Source organism: Vibrio sp. VP6 (assembly GCF_028823755.1).
GTDB classification, from domain to species: domain Bacteria; phylum Pseudomonadota; class Gammaproteobacteria; order Enterobacterales; family Vibrionaceae; genus Vibrio; species Vibrio parahaemolyticus.
The window spans coordinates 89,337-105,574 of the sequence record NZ_JAPEID010000016.1; the positions used below are offsets into that span (position 1 = coordinate 89,337).

Here is a 16,238-nt window from a genome sequence, read left to right on the forward strand (position 1 = left end):
AAGTACCCACTTACACGCTGTGTTTTTTTAATTCGCTTTGGTGATTTACTATGACTGATTCAGCATCAAACGTGGTTGAGCTCAAACAAGCTCAGTTTGTCTGGCCCGGTTCAGAGACCGCGGTGATCAATATTCCTGACTTGCAGATAGCAACAGGTGAGCATGTCTTTATCAAAGGGCCAAGTGGCTGTGGAAAATCCACACTTTTAGCTTTGCTCACCGGAATCAATACGTTAAATGCGGGCTCGTTATCAGTACTCAATACGAACTTAGCGACGCTGAGTTCAAGCCGCAGAGATAGATTCCGCGCAGACCACATTGGTTATATCTTCCAGCAATTCAACTTGCTGCCGTATTTGAATGTCATCGACAACGTATTACTTCCTTGCCAGTTCAGTAAAATGAGACGAGATCGCGTGACACCAAACGCCTCCAAAGCCGAGCTTTTATCACAAGCGACAACCTTGTTGGAGCGGCTTCATTTACCGACAAATTTACACTCTCGCCCAGTGTCGGAGCTGAGTATTGGACAACAACAGCGAGTGGCTGCAGCTCGTGCGCTGATAGGGCATCCTGCGTTAGTCATTGCTGACGAGCCGACATCCGCACTCGACCATGATAATCGCATGGCGTTCATCGAACTGCTGATGGAACAGGCTAATCAAGCCAACGCGACATTAATCTTTGTCAGCCATGATCCAACTCTGGAAAGCTTGTTCGATCGCACCATTAATCTGCCAGAAATAAACCAAAGCCGTAACATGGAGGTGCTATCGTGAGTGCTGTAATCAAACTCGCTTGGAAAAGCTTGATGAACCGCAAAGCGACAGTGGTGTTGACGATCATGACGGTAGCAATATCGGTAATCTTGCTGCTTGGCGTAGAACGTATCCGCACTCAAGCAAAAGACAGCTTTGCGAACACCATTTCAGGAACGGACCTAATTGTCGGCGGACGCTCAGGCCAAGTGAACTTACTGTTGTATTCCGTCTTTCGTATCGGTAATGCCACCAATAATATCGATTGGAAAAGCTATCAAGAATTCAGCCAGCATCGCGCGGTTGATTGGGCAATTCCCATTTCGCTCGGAGACTCTCACAAAGGCTTTCGAGTGATGGGAACCAATCATAGTTACTTTGAGCATTATAAGTACGGAAGTAAGCAACCACTTACTTTCTCGAAAGGGAAAGAGTTCAATGGATTATTTGAAACCGTACTCGGATCGGACGTCGCCAAACAATTGGGTTACCAGATAGGCAGTGAAATCATCATTGCACATGGTATCAGCGATGTTGGCTTCAGCCGTCACGATAAACTGCCATTCAAAGTTGTTGGTATTTTAGCTCCAACTGGCACACCAGTAGATAAGACTGTTCACGTCTCGTTAGAGGCGATCGAAGCCATTCATGTCGGTTGGGAAAGTGGTGCACGCTTGGGCCCAACACCGGATGCCAAGGTATTACAAGAAAGGGACTTTCAACCAAAACAGATCACTGCCATGCTTGTGGGCTTGAAATCGCGCATTCAAACTTTTGCGTTGCAAAGGCAGATCAACAACTACCCGAAAGAACCTCTCAGTGCCATTATGCCCGGTGTCGCGCTACACGAATTGTGGGGCATGATGTCTGTCGCAGAACAGGCCTTGATGGCGGTTTCTGGTTTTGTGGTTATCGCGGGTTTACTCGGCATGTTAAGCAGCCTACTGACCAGCTTACAAGAACGACGTCGAGAAATGGCCATTTTACGCGCTATGGGAGCACGCCCGCGCCACGTTTTTTCTCTGCTCATTAGTGAAGCGAGTTTACTCACAGCAACAGGTATCGTCACCGGCGTTTTGGGGCTGTATGCGATACTCGCCCTACTTCAGCCCCTAATTCAACAACACTACGGTATAAATCTCACGTTAAGCACGCTTTCTGCGTACGAATGGATGCTGCTTAGCTTTGTACAATGCGCCGGTATTGTGATTGGTTTTATTCCAGCATTCCGCGCCTACAGACAGTCACTCAGTGACGGAATGACCATAAGGATCTAACGATGTGGAAAAAAGTTTTAGCCAGTTGCTTACTCGCGATTGCATTTACGACGCCGGTCATGGCGAGTGATGAGCCATTAACGCTCGACTGGATCGATCTGGTTCCTGAAGCGGAACGTAAGCTGTTCGACAGCGTGGGGATGCCCGCGTCTGATCACAGTGGTGGCGCGGCGCAGCAATCAAAAATCGGTAACGTCAGACCAGAGCTCAATGGCAGTCAGGTCAAAATCCCTGGCTTCGTGATTCCTCTTGAGGGAGATGCCAACACGGTGACGGAATTTTTGTTGGTGCCATATTTTGGGGCCTGTATCCACGTGCCACCACCACCACCAAACCAGATCATTTACGTGAAATTTCCGAAAGGCGCACCAGTACAGGAACTTTGGGATGTCATTTACGTGGTGGGAACGTTAAAAACCGAAACCATTAACCATGAACTGGCAGAAACGGCGTATGTGATTGAAGGTTCAAAAATCGAAGCCTACGACGATATGTAGCCGTCGATTTCGAGGTACACCAAAGGCGTCGTATCGGCGCCTTTGTCATCTTTAAATGTTAAACAATGTAGCGCGATAAGTACGCTAATACGCCCACATAAAGAATCAAAAGAAACGCTATCGACAGGTGCTTTTTCAGTTTACTTGCTTCCGAGAACTTCATCGCCCCTCCAAAATAACGATAACAATTTTAACAACTCATTATCATTTTGGATAGCCCTATTCCTTCAAAATCTGAGACGCTCTCTCTGGTCGCCTCGCGGATTAAGGTGTAAATTGAGGCAAGCGTCAAACGCAAGCTCTTGGTAGGAAAATACATGGCAGAACCAACAAAACAACCTGTAGTGATTGAACACCAGCCTAATACGCAGAAAAACGGTCACCACGACAAGAAAACGGGTTACATCAAAGACAGTGCGAGCCGAATAAAAAACATCGCTCAATCTCATGGCCTTGACGCTCTATTGCAAACTGACCCTCCTGCCAAATCCGCATTAGAAAGAGCACAACTGCGAGACCAACGACGCCAAGAGCAAAGACAAAAAAACCTTGAGCAAATCCTAAAACTCGCGCACAGCGCTTGCCGCGATGAAACCGCAGGCGAACCCGATCAAGATTGGTTGTATCGATTTTTTGATATGGCCCAAGACATCCACAACAGTTCAATGCAGAAGTTGTGGGCGCAAGTAATGAAGCGTGAAGTGACCAACCCAGGTTCCACGTCGATGAAAGCGCTGAAAGTCCTTAAGGATATGTCCCCAAAAGAAGCGCAAACACTACAAAGAGCAGCCTCTTTAGCGTGCAGTTTTGGCGGCGATAACAGTAAAAAGTTATTGATAGGCTATAAGGCACATGGCGGAATATTCAACTTTGGTAAACGAGATACCACCAGCAATCTGAATATGGGCAGCTTTCAATTGCCGTACTCAAGTCTATTAGTATTGATTGAATTGGGGTTACTGCATAGCACAGAACTGGAATCAGGAGAGATCGGCATTGAAACGCCATTGATACTGGCATATCAAGGCAAGAATTTGTCTCTGCAAGTGAATACGAAGGGCATCCGTCTGCTGTACTACCGTTTCACGCCGACGGGTAACGAACTGTGCAAACTGCTTGGCAACAAGCCAAATTCCCAGTACTACGATCAAATGCTCGCCTTGTTAAATCAAAAATTTAGCGTAAGCACCGAAGCAAGCAGCAGCGTGAACTATACCGTTTAGTTTCGCTCTAGGAGCTTTAGGTCACCTATGATCTAAAAGCTCCTCAAGCAGTACACTAGGCTTTTGGCTACCTATGATCCAAAAGCTGAGTTAGCTGATCACTCGACGTTGTTTAAGCTCGTTCAAACACAATTCAACCAACTCTTCGACGCTCTTCTCGCCTGCTGGCAAATCAATTTCTGGATTGATTGGCGCTTGATATTCTGAATCAATACCCGTGAAATTTGGGATCTCACCTGCTCGCGCTTTTTTGTATAAACCTTTTGGATCTCGGCCTTCACACACTTCGAGAGATGCATTCACAAACACTTCAATGAACTCACCTTCGGGCAGTAAATCGCGAACGAGTTGACGCTCAGCACGGTGAGGAGAAATGAACGCGGACAACACAATCAAACCCGCATCTGCCATCAGTTTCGCCAACTCGCCAATACGACGAATATTTTCACGGCGATCTTGTTCAGAAAAACCTAGATCACTACACAGGCCATGACGAACATTGTCACCGTCCAACAAATAAGTGTGGTAACCCAACTCAGCTAAACGATTCTCCAGCGCGCCCGCGACGGTTGACTTACCTGCACCAGATAAACCAGTAAACCAAAGCACTGCTGGTTTCTGTTTTTTCAACTCAGCACGAAACTGTTTATCAACCGTGTGCTGATGCCAGACAATGTTTTCATCTTTTACCGGTGTTTCAGCGGTCATAACGAATCCTTGTATTTATCGGAATTAAAACGGAAAGAAGACCGGAATCAATGTCAGTACCAATACGGAATACACAATCGAAATCGGCACACCAATTCGCACATAGTCGGTCAATTTGTAATTACCTACACTGTAAACCAACAAGTTGGTTTGATACCCGTAGGGAGAAATAAAGCTCGCGCTTGCGCCAAACAATACCGCCATAATAAATGGCATCGGATCCACTCCGTACCCGACAGCCATACTATAGCCAATCGGAAATGCTAACGCGGCAGCGGCATTGTTGGTCACCAATTCAGTCAGCACCAAGGTCATGATGTATGTGGCCACCAGCGCACCAAATACGCCCCAGCCATTAAACGCTTCGATAAACATTTCGCCCATCCTGACGGACAAGCCCGATGAAATCATCAGCTGCGCAATAGAGAGCGCAGAGCCCACAATCACCACAATATCAATGGGAAAACGGCGGCGAAGCTCAGAGATTTGCACTATGCCAAACGCAATGAGTGCAATGATGTATACCGCGAGCCCTTTAATGATCGGCACAAGTTCTAGTAGTGCACAGGCGATAACCGCAGCAAAACCAATCAACACAATCGTCGATTTATTGGAGTCTAAACGTGCGCTGGAATCTAAGTCGTGCACTAACACAAATTCTTTACGGTGCGCTCGACGCTCAGATTCGAAACGCTTGCCCGGCACCAACACTAAAGTATCGCCCGGAGCTAAGGTAATACTGCCCAATCCACCTTCTAAACGCTCATGCCCACGACGAATGGCGACAACAACCGCATCAAAACGATCGCGGAAGCGGCTTTCTTTCAAGGTCTTATGGCAGAAGGTTGCAGAGGAGCTGACCACCACTTCAATAAAGTTTTGACCATTCAAATGCTGTTGCCCAAACAGCGTCAGCCCCGGAATTTCTTGCAAGGTCGCCACACTTTCGACATCACCACAAAACAGCAGGCGATCTTTCGCTTTCAGCACGAAGTCGGGGCCTACTGACGATACCGTCACGCCATCACGAACCACCTCTGCAAGAAACAACTTACGCAGCGCACGCAGATTGTTTTCACTGATGGTACGGCCAACCAAAGGTGAACCTGGTTCAACACGAGATTCAAGGAAATACGGTAAGTCTTCTTGGTTTTGGTCATCGTAACTTGGCAGCAAATAGCTCAGCGGAATAAGAATTAAAAGACCACCCGCTAAGACAGCCAAGCCAATCATCGTCGGAGTAAAAAAGCTCAGACTCGGTAGCCCTGCATCTTCCACAAAGCTATTAATAATAAGGTTGGTCGAAGTACCGATAAGCGTTAATGTGCCGCCAAATATCGCCGCGTAAGAAAGTGGAATCAGTAGCTTAGAAGGCGCGTGCTGTTGATTGCGTTTAATCGCACCAATCAAAGACACAACAACGGCCGTATTGTTGGTAAAGGAAGACAGTAAGGCGGTCGATAACCCAAGCTTGGCGATCACACTGCCTAAATGACCTTCTGAAATACTACGGCTCACCCAGCTGATCAGTAACGTTTTTTCTAATGCACAAGAAGCGAGAATCAACAGGACCAAAGTTAACAATGATGAGTTGGTAAAGTTCGCAGCAATGGTCGTGGAATCCATCATTCCCGCCATGAAAGCAATAAAGGCTGCACCAGCAAAAACGTAGCTCGGCTTAATCTTAGTCACAAGCAAACAAGTGATAATGCCAAGCAAAATCGCTAATACAAATCCTTGTTCCCACATAGCCTTTCCTTACCAAAAAGCTCGAAACGAGCGAAACAAACCGCAACACAACGACAGTGTGTAGAGCGATAAAACAAGTAACCAGAGCAAAGCAAAGCGAAAAAGAGTGCCAGAATGCTCAGTTTTCTTGTGCTTCACTGAACATTCCGGTGTTAGAGGCAGCCTAACCGCATTTCGCACTCGGTTAGGCTGTGAACCTAGACACTAATAACGTCCCTAGGTTTACTGCCATTACTTCTTGAGTAACTGGCTTAGGTCTTTAGCTTCCCAATGCGGGAAGTGTTTGCGAACAAGGGCGTTCAACTCAAGTTCAAAGGCAGATACATCAGCTAAACCGCGTTCAAGCTCTGTTAAGCTTTCTTTCACCATACCAGCACCAACGGTCACATTAGTTAGGCGATCGATGATGATGAAACCACCGGTATCTGCGCAGTCTTGGTAATTGTCCAAAGCTACTGATTCATTGAGCGACCACTCACACAAACCAATGCCATTTAGAGGCAGTTCCGCAGCACCATGTGTCGACAAGTTATTGATGTCGTACTGGTGACGAATCGACTCTACGTGACCAACGGTCTTCTTACCTGCAATCTTGATGTCGTAATCACGACCAGGTTGCAACGGCTGCTCAGTCATCCACACCACATCGGCAAGCAAATGGTTGGTGGTTTGCACTTGCGCGTTCTCAAGCACGATCAAATCACCACGGCTGATGTCAATTTCATCATTCAGAGTCAGCGTAACGGCTAGACCAGCTTGCGCTTCTTCAATGTCGCCATCGAAGGTCACAATGCGAGCGACAGTCGACGTTTTACCGGACGGCAATGCTTTGATGGCATCACCGACTTTCACAGAGCCAGACGACACCGTGCCCGCAAAGCCACGGAAATCAAGGTTAGGACGATTCACGTACTGAACAGGGAAACGGAATTCACCCGCACCTTTTTCGTAGTCCACATCCACCGTTTCTAGCAACTCAAGCAATGATGGACCTTCAAACCAGTTCAGGTTCTGTCCTTTATCCACTACGTTGTCGCCTTCCAGCGCTGAAATCGGGATAATTTGAATATCAATATCGCCAGTTAGATTTTCAGAAAACTTCAGGTATTCATCACGAATTTCTTCGAAGCGCGCTTGCGAGTAATCCACCAAATCCATCTTGTTGATTGCGACAACAAAATGTTTCAAGCCTAAGAGGTTTGAAATGAAAGAGTGACGACGCGTCTGATCCAAAATGCCTTTACGGGCATCCACTAAGATCACCGCTAAATCACACGTCGATGCGCCTGTCGCCATGTTGCGCGTGTACTGCTCATGTCCTGGGGTATCAGCAATGATGAACTTACGCTTTTGCGTCGAGAAGTAACGGTAAGCAACATCGATTGTGATGCCTTGTTCACGCTCAGCCTGCAGACCATCGACAAGCAACGCCAAATCGGGCTTCTCACCCGTCGTACCAACGCGTTGGCTATCTGAGTGAACCGCTGCTAGTTGGTCTTCATAAATTTGTTTTGAATCATGGAGTAAGCGACCAATCAGGGTGCTTTTCCCATCATCCACAGAACCACAAGTCAGAAATCTAAGCAGAGACTTGTACTGATGTTGTTTTAAATAGCCTTCGATACCAAGCTCGGCTAATTGAGCTTCAACTGCACTGTTCATTCTCTTTCCTTAGATCTTTTAGAAGTAACCTTGACGTTTCTTGAGTTCCATCGATCCTGACTGATCGTGGTCGATCGCGCGGCCTTGACGCTCACTTGAGGTCGCCACCAACATCTCTTCAATGATGCCCGTCAGCGTATTCGCTTCAGATTCAATCGCACCTGTCAGTGGATAACAGCCCAACGTACGGAAACGCACGCTTTTCTCTTCAATTACTTCACCCGGTTGAAGCTCCATACGGTCATCATCCACCATGATCAGCATGCCATCGCGTTCGACAACCGGACGTTTATCAGCTAGATAAAGCGGGACAATTTCGATGTTCTCTAGGTAGATGTATTGCCAGATATCAAGCTCGGTCCAGTTAGAAAGTGGGAACACTCGAATGCTCTCGCCTTTATTCACTTGACCGTTGTAGGTTTTCCAAAGCTCTGGACGCTGGTTTTTCGGATCCCAGGTATGGTTCTTGTCACGGAACGAATACACTCGCTCTTTTGCGCGTGATTTTTCTTCATCACGACGAGCGCCACCAAAAGCAGCATCGAAGCCATATTTGTTTAGCGCCTGCTTAAGACCTTGCGTTTTCATGATGTCCGTATGCTTTGACGAGCCATGAACAAACGGGCTACATCCCATTGCGATGCCTTCTGGGTTCTTATGAACCAAAAGCTCAAAACCGTATTTTTCCGCAGTACGATCGCGGAATTCGATCATTTCGCGAAATTTCCAATCGGTATCCACATGCAGCAGCGGAAACGGGATCTTTCCTGGGTAAAACGCCTTACGCGCCAAATGCAGCATCACTGATGAATCTTTACCAATCGAATACATCATGACTGGGTTATCAAACTCAGCAGCAACTTCGCGGATGATATGAATACTCTCCGCTTCGAGTTGTTTAAGGTGAGTTAAACGTTGTTGGTCCATGTTTTGTATTTCCTTTTTAAGCTTGAAGGCGCGTTACGTCTCTAATCTTTGGACTGAAATTATATGGAGTTGGCAATAGCACTTTTGTTGAAATCAGTACTAGACAAAAACCAATCTAACTTTTGAGACAATCGCACTACCTCTCCTACGACAATCAAAGATGGCGCCTGAGCTTCCTTCGATAAATCAGATAGTTGGGAAAGTTCTCCCGTAAAAACTTTTTGCTGAATTTGCGTACCGCGCTCGATAATAGCAATCGGAGTTGAAGCCGCTCTTCCGTGCTGAATGAGCTGATTCTGAATATAGTGTGATTTCATGAGTCCCATGTAGATCACTAAAGTCTGATTACCACGAGCCAGTGTTGACCAATCCATCTCATCACTTTCTTCTTTCAAGTGACCAGTAACAAAAATGGCCGATTGAGCATAATCACGGTGCGTCAACGGAATGCCAGCATATGCTGTCGCTCCTGCTGCGGCAGTAATACCAGGCACCACTTGAAAACGAATGCCAGCATCAGCCAACACTTCTAGCTCTTCTCCACCACGACCAAATACGAAAGGATCACCGCCTTTTACTCGTACTACTCGGTAGCCTTGCTTAGCAAAATCAACCAAAAGTTGATTTGTCTTTTCTTGCGGTACACTGTGGTGCCCTGCACGCTTGCCAACACAAACTAAAATCGTATCGCTTGGGATCAGCGCCATGATCTCTTCAGACACCAAATAGTCGTACAAGACCACATCCGCCTGTTGTAAACAGTTCAGTGCTTTAATGGTGAGAAGTTCAGGGTCGCCAGGGCCAGCACCAACCAATGCCACTTCGCCTGGTTTGAGTGACTGCTTTGCAAAACGAGTGACGCCAGACACTTGGTTGTCAGAAACCAACCTCGGCTTTTGTACAGGTAAAGTAGTGACTGAATCGTTCGTTGCCATGTGCTTGCTCATCGTCCATTGATATTGTGATGCAAGCATTATGGCGGGGTGTTTTTATTACCTGAAATTCTAAAATTTCATTTTTTATTCAAAAATCTGCTAAGAAGTTTTTGTTTGGTCTCATTCAAAATCGTGAAAAAGTCGGCGTTTAATATGAAAAGGGTTCAGTAAAATGTCGTTGATTCACAGTTTTCTGCACCTTAATCATTAAGTTGCATTAAAATTCGTTACACTCGACTTCCTATCCCATTAAATTGGAGCACCTCATGAAAATGGCAGTTAATCCTATTTCCGTCGCAGTTTTGAGTGGTATGTTGACGCTTGCAGGGCCAGCAATGGCAGACACGATCAAGCTTCGTATTATTGAAACCACTGACATCCACACCAACGTGATGGATTACGATTACTACAAAGACCAACCATCACAACAAATTGGTTTGAGCCGCGCAGCCACATTAGTTAAGCAGGCAAAATCCGAAGTGGAAAACAGCGTGTTGGTCGACAACGGCGACTTAATTCAAGGTAGCCCGATGGGTGACTACATGGCAGCAAAAGGCATACAGACTGGGGAAGTTCATCCTGTGTACAAAGCCATGAACCAATTGCACTATGATGTGGGGAACATTGGTAACCATGAATTCAACTATGGTTTGGACTTCTTACAAAATACGCTGGCCGGCGCGAACTTCCCCTACATCAACGCCAATGTGTTTGATAAGAAAACTGGCGAGCATTACTTCCAACCTTACCTGATCAAAACACACAGTTTTAAAGATACCGATGGCGAAGTTCATCAAGTAAAAGTGGGTTACATCGGGTTTGTTCCACCGCAAATCATGGTTTGGGATAAGAAAAATCTTGAAGGTAACGTGGTTGCCAAAGACATCAAAGAAACTGCAGAGAAGCTGATTCCGCAGATGAAGAAGGAAGGTGCGGACATTATTGTCGCGATTCCGCATTCAGGGGTTTCAACCGATCCATATAAACTAGGTGCGGAGAACTCGGTGTACTATTTAACGCAAGTAAAAGGCATTGATGCCATTGCGTTTGGTCACTCTCACGCGGTCTTCCCAGGCAAAGGATTTGAGAATTTACAAGGCGTAGACAACAACAAAGGCACTATCAACGGTATCACTGCCGTCATGCCTGGCCGTTGGGGTAGCCACGTGGGAGTCATGGATCTGGTCATCGAGCAAAAAGACGGCCAATGGAAAGTGGTGGAAGGACAATCTGAAGCTCGACCAATTTTCGACAAAGCGGCCAAGAAATCGCTTGCAGAAGCAGACCAAGGCATCATTAAAGCACTCGAAGACGATCACAAAGGCACTCGCGAATTCGTTAACCAACCAATTGGTAAAGCGAATGACGTGATGTACAGCTTCTTGGCTTTGGTGCAAGACGACCCTACAATCCAAATCGTTAACCTTGCACAAAAAGACTACGTGGAACGTTTCATTCAAGGCGATCCAGACCTTGCTGACATTCCAGTTTTGAGCGCGGCAGCGCCGTTTAAGGTGGGCGGACGTAAAGATGATCCGAACGGCTTCACTGAGGTAGAATCTGGCCAACTGACTTTCCGCAACGCCGCCGACTTGTACCTATACCCAAATACGCTCGTCGCAATGAAGGTGAAAGGCAAAGAAGTACATGAATGGCTAGAGTGCAGCGCGGGCCAATTCAAGCATATTGATGTCAATACGACTCAGCCACAATCGTTAATTGATTGGGATAACTTTCGTACGTACAACTTTGACGTGATTGATGGTGTGGAATACCAAATCGACATCACTCAACCACCGAAGTACGACGCGAGTTGTAAAGTCATTAATCCGGACTCCCAGCGTATCGTGAATCTAACTTTCAATGGCAAACCAGTTGATCCGAAACAAGATTTCATCATTGCGACTAACAATTACCGCGCGTACAGCAATACCTTCCCTGGCACGGGTCCGGACTTCATTGCATTTGACTCTCCAGACGAAAACCGTTCTGTGGTTGCTGCGTACATTTCTCGCGTCAGTGAGGAAAAAGGCGAAGTCACGCCAAGCGCTGACAATAACTGGTCGTTCGCACCAATTAAGTCAGACAAAAAACTGGATATTCGCTTTGAAACCTCACCGAGCGAAAAAGCTTCGAAGTTTATCCAAGACAAAGGCCAATACCCGATGAAACGCGTCACAACTGACGAAGTGGGCTTTGCCATTTATCAGATCGAGTTAAACAAATAAGCGACTCGATGTTCAAACTAGCGGCTCCTCAGTGAGCCGCTTTTTGTTGCTGCACAAAGCAGTTAAGATAGTTCAAATGCGCTAACCCTTTCACTGCAGATAACCTTCATGCAAAACGACGTATTTTTCGATCTCACTCAACATGGCTTTTCAGAAGACGAAGCCTCACAACTCATGGTCTATGGACAAGCGTTAGAATTACCTACTAGACACATTCTTAGCCATCAAGGTGAATTTAGTTCACACATCTACTTCATTCTGGAAGGGTTATGCCACGCAAGCTATCTCACAGAGAAAGGCAAAGAATTCAGCAAAGAGTTTTATTGGGAAAAGGACTGGGTGATCGGCTTTGAAAGCGTGATAAAGGATCAACCTTCACCGTACTTATTGGAAACGCTGACCGCATGTCATTTATTCTGTTTGCCTATCGAGGCATTGCATCAATGGCGCGCCGAAAAGCACTCAATTTACCTAAAATTGCTCGAAACGCAGTTGATGAACAAAGAGAATAAAGAACGTTTCATGCTGTTGTATTCGCCTGAGGAACGTTATCAGTTATTTTGCCACCACTACCCAGATTTAGAACAACGTATTACCGATAGCCAAATTGCGGCTTACCTCGGCATTACAGCTATCAGCTTGAGCCGTATTAAAGCGCGTTTAGCAAAAGACAGCGAATAAGAGACGCACCAAACAAAAAAGGCTCTTCCAACGAAGAGCCTTTGTTCAATCTAATGACTTATTTAAGAAGACGCGCTCGAAACTGACGCCCTTTCATCTTACCCGTACTGATAATTTGCAGTGCTTTCTTCGCGGCAGGCTTTTCCACAGCAACGTAAGAACGCACAGGGAACAAATGAATCTTGCCCACTTGCGCACCTGGGATGCCATTTTTGCCAGTCAAACAACCAAGAATATCGCCAGGGCGAACTTTTTGCTTCTTGCCGCCATCAATGTTGATGGTCACCATCTTCGCTTGGTATGGCTGCTGATTTGATTTCGCTGGCAAGGTCGCGGGTACCACATCCATCTCTAAGTACTCTTCGATACGAGCAACACGTAGACCGTCTTTTTCACCAAAGAAGCTGAACGCCAAACCTTTACTGCCTGCTCGGCCAGTACGGCCAATACGGTGCACGTGCACTTCTGGGTCACGAGACAGCTCAAAGTTGAACACAGCATCAAGATTGTCCACATCCAAACCTCGTGCCGCCACGTCCGTTGCCACAAGAATAGAAACGCTCTTGTTCGCAAATTGCACCAGTGCTTGATCACGTTCACGCTGTTCAAGATCACCGTGAATATCGATCACGCTAAAGCCGCGATGGTGTAATTCATCCGCGACATTTTGCACTTCTTTCTTCGTATTACAGAACACCACCGCCGACTCTGGTTGGTAAGTCAAAAGAAGATTGGCTAGCGCCTCATCACGCGCTTCAGTTCCTTCTACTTTGTAGAAGTATTGAGCAATGCTGGAAGTATCGTGAGTCGATTCAACCTTGATCATCTCTGGCGATTTCATAATACGCTGAGCGATTTTCTCGATCTTCTCTGGGAATGTGGCGCTAAAAAGCAATGTCTGACGCTGTTTAGGCGCCGCATTAATAATCGCATCCAAAGCGTCTTGGAAGCCCATTTCTAGCATACGATCGGCTTCATCCAGCACCAATGTATTCAACTCTTCCAAGTTAATACGGCCTTTCTCAAGGTGATCCAGAATACGCCCCGGAGTACCAACAAGGATATGTGCACCATGCTCTAACGAACCAATTTGCGGTCCCATCGGCATACCGCCGCACAACGTAAGTACTTTAATGTTATGAATACCACGCCCTAGCGTTCGAATTTCTTTAGCAACTTGATCCGCCAGTTCGCGAGTCGGACACAGCACCAAAGCCTGCACGCGAAATCGTTTTACGTTTAGATTTGATAGCACGCCAAGACCAAACGCAGCTGTTTTACCCGAGCCCGTTTTACCCTGACCAATTACGTCACGCTGATTCAAAATCGCCGGTAAGCTTAACGCTTGAATTGGCGTCATATGGGTGTAGTTCAATGAATCCAGCGTTTCTAGTAGCGCTGGGTTCAGGCCTACTTGGTCAAAAGTTTGTTTGCTCACAGGGAAATATCCTCAGGTGGGATGAAAAAGAGGGCACATTATCGCCAGATTTTCTGGGAAGACCAGTGAAAATTAACCATTGTTAATGAGTATTGAAACAAAAGCGAGTACATTCAGGCACTCTACTATCATTATGGACGACGGACATGACCACTTGGATCACTTTGCCTTTTGCTCAACTAACTACTTTACAACTGTATGAGATGCTGCGCTTACGCGTCGATGTGTTCGTCGTCGAGCAAACTTGCCCGTACCCAGAGCTAGATGGTAGGGATGTTATTGACGGCGTTCATCACCTACTCGGCTACCACAATGATGAATTAGTTGCCTGCGCTCGGCTTCTGCCAGCTGGAACCACTTATGATAACGTCAGTATTGGCCGAGTCGTGACCAAACAAACAGCCCGAGGTGGTGGCTTAGGCCATCAGCTAATCACACGAGCCATCCAAGCATGCTCTACGTTATGGCCCGAAAAAACCATAGACATTGGTGCACAAGAACATCTTATCGATTTTTATGCTCACCATGGATTTGAGGTTATTTCTGACAGTTACTTAGAAGATGGAATTCCACACGTAGACATGCGCAGGAAGCAATCGACTCAATAAACCTCTACAAAACTGCAATAAAAAAGACGCGAGATGATTGCGTCTTTTTTAAATCTACAACGGAAACTATTTGTTTCTGCCGAAGCTGCCATCCGATAGACGGAAGAACATAACCGAATGATCACTCTTTTCCAGTTGCAACATATCTAACTGGCCGTTTTCTGAGAGTTTAAAACGGATGAGTTGCCCCTGCTTGATATGGCTCAGTGGCTTGTCGCTTCCTTCTATTTTTACTAAGGCGCTAAGGTCAGCCATAGAAAGCTGATTGTTGCGAAAAACTTGAGCTAACGTATCACCATTCTTCACATGGTACTCTTTCCAGTCTTCTGACTTAGGCCCCGAGTTTTGCGACGTACGTTGCTGACTCAGGCTTTGCGCATTTAACTGGATCGCAACACGCTGGCTATCCACTTCACCCTGCGGTTCGACTAACGTTTCCGTTTTTTTCGGTAACGGTACAATCAGAAGTAGAAGTAATAATGGCATTAACACCATCAAAGCTCGTTGATGGAATTTAGGTAAGCGCTGCCAAAATGCCCTGATTGGTTCTACACGTTCCAACCACTTACTTTTGTTGAACGGCTGCTTCCAGTTGATAGCAGCGAACTTTTGTTTGACCAACTCGACGTAGTCGACTTGCTGCTTTTTCTTTCTGCGACGATTCATGTTGATGTGTCCCTTAATACTTCTACTACCAGTATAAAAATACCAGCGCGGAGAGTATATGGTTTTGACTAAAGTAAAATGGAATTTGGTTTAAATTAGCAGAAATTTCACTTGGAGTAAGAGATAAGTCACACGCTGACTGGTCAGATAACGCAATCGCCAGCAATTATTTAAACCTAAGCTCGAAACTGATATCCTGTTACCTTTATCACTCCTAATAAGAGCGACATTCATGTCTGAAATTAAATTTGAAACTGCAGAACAAAAAGCAAGCTACGGCATTGGTCTGCAAATGGGTCAGCAACTAGCTGGCTCTGGTCTTGAAGGCCTTAGCGTTGACGCTATCGCTGCGGGTATCGCAACAGCATTGACTGGCGAAATGCCATCAATTGAAATTGACGAAATCAACAATGCACTGCAAGAGCTACACACTCGCGCAGAAGCAGCTCGTCAAGAAGCAGCTAAAGCAGCAGCAGCTGATGGTGAAGCGTTCCTAAAAGACAACGCTCTACGTCCAGAAGTTAATGTTCTTGAATCTGGCCTACAGTACGAAATCATCACTGAAGGTACTGGCGAAATCCCAACAGCTGATAAATCTGTACGTGTTCACTACCACGGTGAACTAACAGACGGCACAGTATTCGACAGCTCTGTATCTCGCGGCCAACCAGCTGAATTCCCAGTAACTGGCGTAATTAAAGGTTGGGTTGAAGCTCTACAACTAATGCCAGTAGGTTCTAAGTGGAAACTATACATCCCACAAGACCTTGCGTACGGTGAACGTGGCGCAGGCGCTGCAATCCCTCCATTCGCAGCACTAGTATTCGAAGTTGAGCTATTAGACATTCTATAATTGAGACTTTTCTCAATGACCTACATAA

15 protein-coding genes are annotated in these 16,238 nt (G+C 46.2%); 8 read left to right on the plus strand and 7 right to left on the minus strand.

Going from position 1 to position 16,238, the window contains the following annotated elements:
* Positions 1-50 precede the first annotated feature (50 nt).
* The 4 genes from OU793_RS12375 to OU793_RS12390 all read left to right on the plus strand — a co-directional run bounded on the left by OU793_RS12375 (position 51) and on the right by OU793_RS12390 (position 3,755).
* On the plus strand, positions 51-779 hold the full coding sequence (locus OU793_RS12375; RefSeq protein WP_140201825.1) for an ABC transporter ATP-binding protein: 729 nt from the start codon (positions 51-53) through the stop codon (positions 777-779).
* Positions 776-2,035: an ABC transporter permease gene (locus tag OU793_RS12380; RefSeq protein WP_140201824.1), complete on the plus strand. Its 1,260-nt coding sequence runs from the start codon at positions 776-778 to the stop codon at positions 2,033-2,035. Before OU793_RS12375 ends, OU793_RS12380 begins: the two co-directional genes overlap by 4 nt.
* A gap of 2 nt (positions 2,036-2,037) precedes the next feature.
* Positions 2,038-2,532 carry a DUF3299 domain-containing protein gene (locus OU793_RS12385; protein ID WP_005479671.1) on the plus strand — a complete coding sequence of 165 codons (495 nt, stop codon included), beginning with the start codon at positions 2,038-2,040 and terminating at the stop codon, positions 2,530-2,532.
* 317 nt (positions 2,533-2,849) lie between these two features.
* Positions 2,850-3,755 carry a TIGR03899 family protein gene (locus tag OU793_RS12390; protein ID WP_005454670.1) on the plus strand — a complete coding sequence of 302 codons (906 nt, stop codon included), beginning with the start codon at positions 2,850-2,852 and terminating at the stop codon, positions 3,753-3,755.
* Positions 3,756-3,845: 90 nt separating this feature from the next.
* Here OU793_RS12390 and cysC read toward each other — a convergent pair whose 3' ends face one another.
* The 5 genes from cysC to cobA all read right to left on the minus strand — a co-directional run bounded on the left by cysC (position 3,846) and on the right by cobA (position 9,736).
* Positions 3,846-4,463: an adenylyl-sulfate kinase gene (gene cysC, locus OU793_RS12395; RefSeq protein WP_005454655.1), complete on the minus strand. Its 618-nt coding sequence runs from the start codon at positions 4,461-4,463 to the stop codon at positions 3,846-3,848.
* A 24-nt stretch (positions 4,464-4,487) separates the two neighbouring features.
* The gene (locus OU793_RS12400) at positions 4,488-6,212 is read right to left on the minus strand and encodes an SLC13 family permease (protein WP_005454668.1); all 1,725 of its coding nucleotides are present in this window, start codon (positions 6,210-6,212) and stop codon (positions 4,488-4,490) included.
* Positions 6,213-6,443: 231 nt separating this feature from the next.
* Positions 6,444-7,874: a sulfate adenylyltransferase subunit CysN gene (gene cysN / locus OU793_RS12405; RefSeq protein WP_005454657.1), complete on the minus strand. Its 1,431-nt coding sequence runs from the start codon at positions 7,872-7,874 to the stop codon at positions 6,444-6,446.
* A gap of 18 nt (positions 7,875-7,892) precedes the next feature.
* Positions 7,893-8,801, minus strand: a complete 909-nt coding sequence (cysD, locus tag OU793_RS12410) for a sulfate adenylyltransferase subunit CysD (RefSeq protein WP_005454659.1) — start codon at positions 8,799-8,801, stop codon at positions 7,893-7,895.
* 59 nt (positions 8,802-8,860) lie between these two features.
* Positions 8,861-9,736 carry a uroporphyrinogen-III C-methyltransferase gene (gene cobA / locus OU793_RS12415; protein WP_017449009.1) on the minus strand — a complete coding sequence of 292 codons (876 nt, stop codon included), beginning with the start codon at positions 9,734-9,736 and terminating at the stop codon, positions 8,861-8,863.
* Between the two features lie 266 nt (positions 9,737-10,002).
* On the opposite strand from cobA, the gene cpdB reads away from it, so the two are divergent.
* Positions 10,003-11,964, plus strand: a complete 1,962-nt coding sequence (gene cpdB, locus OU793_RS12420) for a 2',3'-cyclic-nucleotide 2'-phosphodiesterase (protein WP_180789733.1) — start codon at positions 10,003-10,005, stop codon at positions 11,962-11,964.
* Positions 11,965-12,072: 108 nt separating this feature from the next.
* Complete coding sequence (locus OU793_RS12425; RefSeq protein ID WP_064484456.1) at positions 12,073-12,645, plus strand: Crp/Fnr family transcriptional regulator; 573 nt, start codon at positions 12,073-12,075, stop codon at positions 12,643-12,645.
* 58 nt (positions 12,646-12,703) lie between these two features.
* Here the strand turns inward: OU793_RS12425 and dbpA are convergent, their stop codons facing one another.
* Positions 12,704-14,083 (minus strand): ATP-dependent RNA helicase DbpA, encoded by a 1,380-nt coding sequence (gene dbpA / locus OU793_RS12430; RefSeq protein WP_140201823.1) that lies wholly within the window; start codon positions 14,081-14,083, stop codon positions 12,704-12,706.
* 146 nt (positions 14,084-14,229) lie between these two features.
* Between dbpA and OU793_RS12435 the strand changes: the two genes are divergently transcribed.
* Positions 14,230-14,691 carry a GNAT family N-acetyltransferase gene (locus tag OU793_RS12435; RefSeq protein ID WP_025534124.1) on the plus strand — a complete coding sequence of 154 codons (462 nt, stop codon included), beginning with the start codon at positions 14,230-14,232 and terminating at the stop codon, positions 14,689-14,691.
* Positions 14,692-14,757: 66 nt separating this feature from the next.
* Here the strand turns inward: OU793_RS12435 and OU793_RS12440 are convergent, their stop codons facing one another.
* Positions 14,758-15,357, minus strand: coding sequence for a LysM-like peptidoglycan-binding domain-containing protein (locus tag OU793_RS12440; protein WP_005489567.1), 600 nt, complete (start codon positions 15,355-15,357; stop codon positions 14,758-14,760).
* Positions 15,358-15,589: 232 nt separating this feature from the next.
* Here OU793_RS12440 and OU793_RS12445 point away from each other — a divergent pair, with 232 nt between their 5' ends.
* Complete coding sequence (locus OU793_RS12445) at positions 15,590-16,210, plus strand: FKBP-type peptidyl-prolyl cis-trans isomerase (RefSeq protein WP_005489645.1); 621 nt, start codon at positions 15,590-15,592, stop codon at positions 16,208-16,210.
* The last annotated feature ends 28 nt before the right edge of the window (positions 16,211-16,238 follow it).

Coding starts and splice junctions, on each gene's coding strand:
- OU793_RS12375 (WP_140201825.1), top strand. CDS start 51: ATGACTGATTCAGCATCAAACGTGGTTGAGCTCAAACAAGCTCAGTTT.
- OU793_RS12385 (WP_005479671.1), top strand. CDS start 2,038: ATGTGGAAAAAAGTTTTAGCCAGTTGCTTACTCGCGATTGCATTTACG.
- OU793_RS12390 (WP_005454670.1), top strand. CDS start 2,850: ATGGCAGAACCAACAAAACAACCTGTAGTGATTGAACACCAGCCTAAT.
- cysC (WP_005454655.1), bottom strand. CDS start 4,463: ATGACCGCTGAAACACCGGTAAAAGATGAAAACATTGTCTGGCATCAG.
- OU793_RS12400 (WP_005454668.1), bottom strand. CDS start 6,212: ATGTGGGAACAAGGATTTGTATTAGCGATTTTGCTTGGCATTATCACT.
- cysN (WP_005454657.1), bottom strand. CDS start 7,874: ATGAACAGTGCAGTTGAAGCTCAATTAGCCGAGCTTGGTATCGAAGGC.
- cysD (WP_005454659.1), bottom strand. CDS start 8,801: ATGGACCAACAACGTTTAACTCACCTTAAACAACTCGAAGCGGAGAGT.
- cobA (WP_017449009.1), bottom strand. CDS start 9,736: ATGGCAACGAACGATTCAGTCACTACTTTACCTGTACAAAAGCCGAGG.
- cpdB (WP_180789733.1), top strand. CDS start 10,003: ATGAAAATGGCAGTTAATCCTATTTCCGTCGCAGTTTTGAGTGGTATG.
- OU793_RS12425 (WP_064484456.1), top strand. CDS start 12,073: ATGCAAAACGACGTATTTTTCGATCTCACTCAACATGGCTTTTCAGAA.
- OU793_RS12435 (WP_025534124.1), top strand. CDS start 14,230: ATGACCACTTGGATCACTTTGCCTTTTGCTCAACTAACTACTTTACAA.
- OU793_RS12440 (WP_005489567.1), bottom strand. CDS start 15,357: ATGAATCGTCGCAGAAAGAAAAAGCAGCAAGTCGACTACGTCGAGTTG.
- OU793_RS12445 (WP_005489645.1), top strand. CDS start 15,590: ATGTCTGAAATTAAATTTGAAACTGCAGAACAAAAAGCAAGCTACGGC.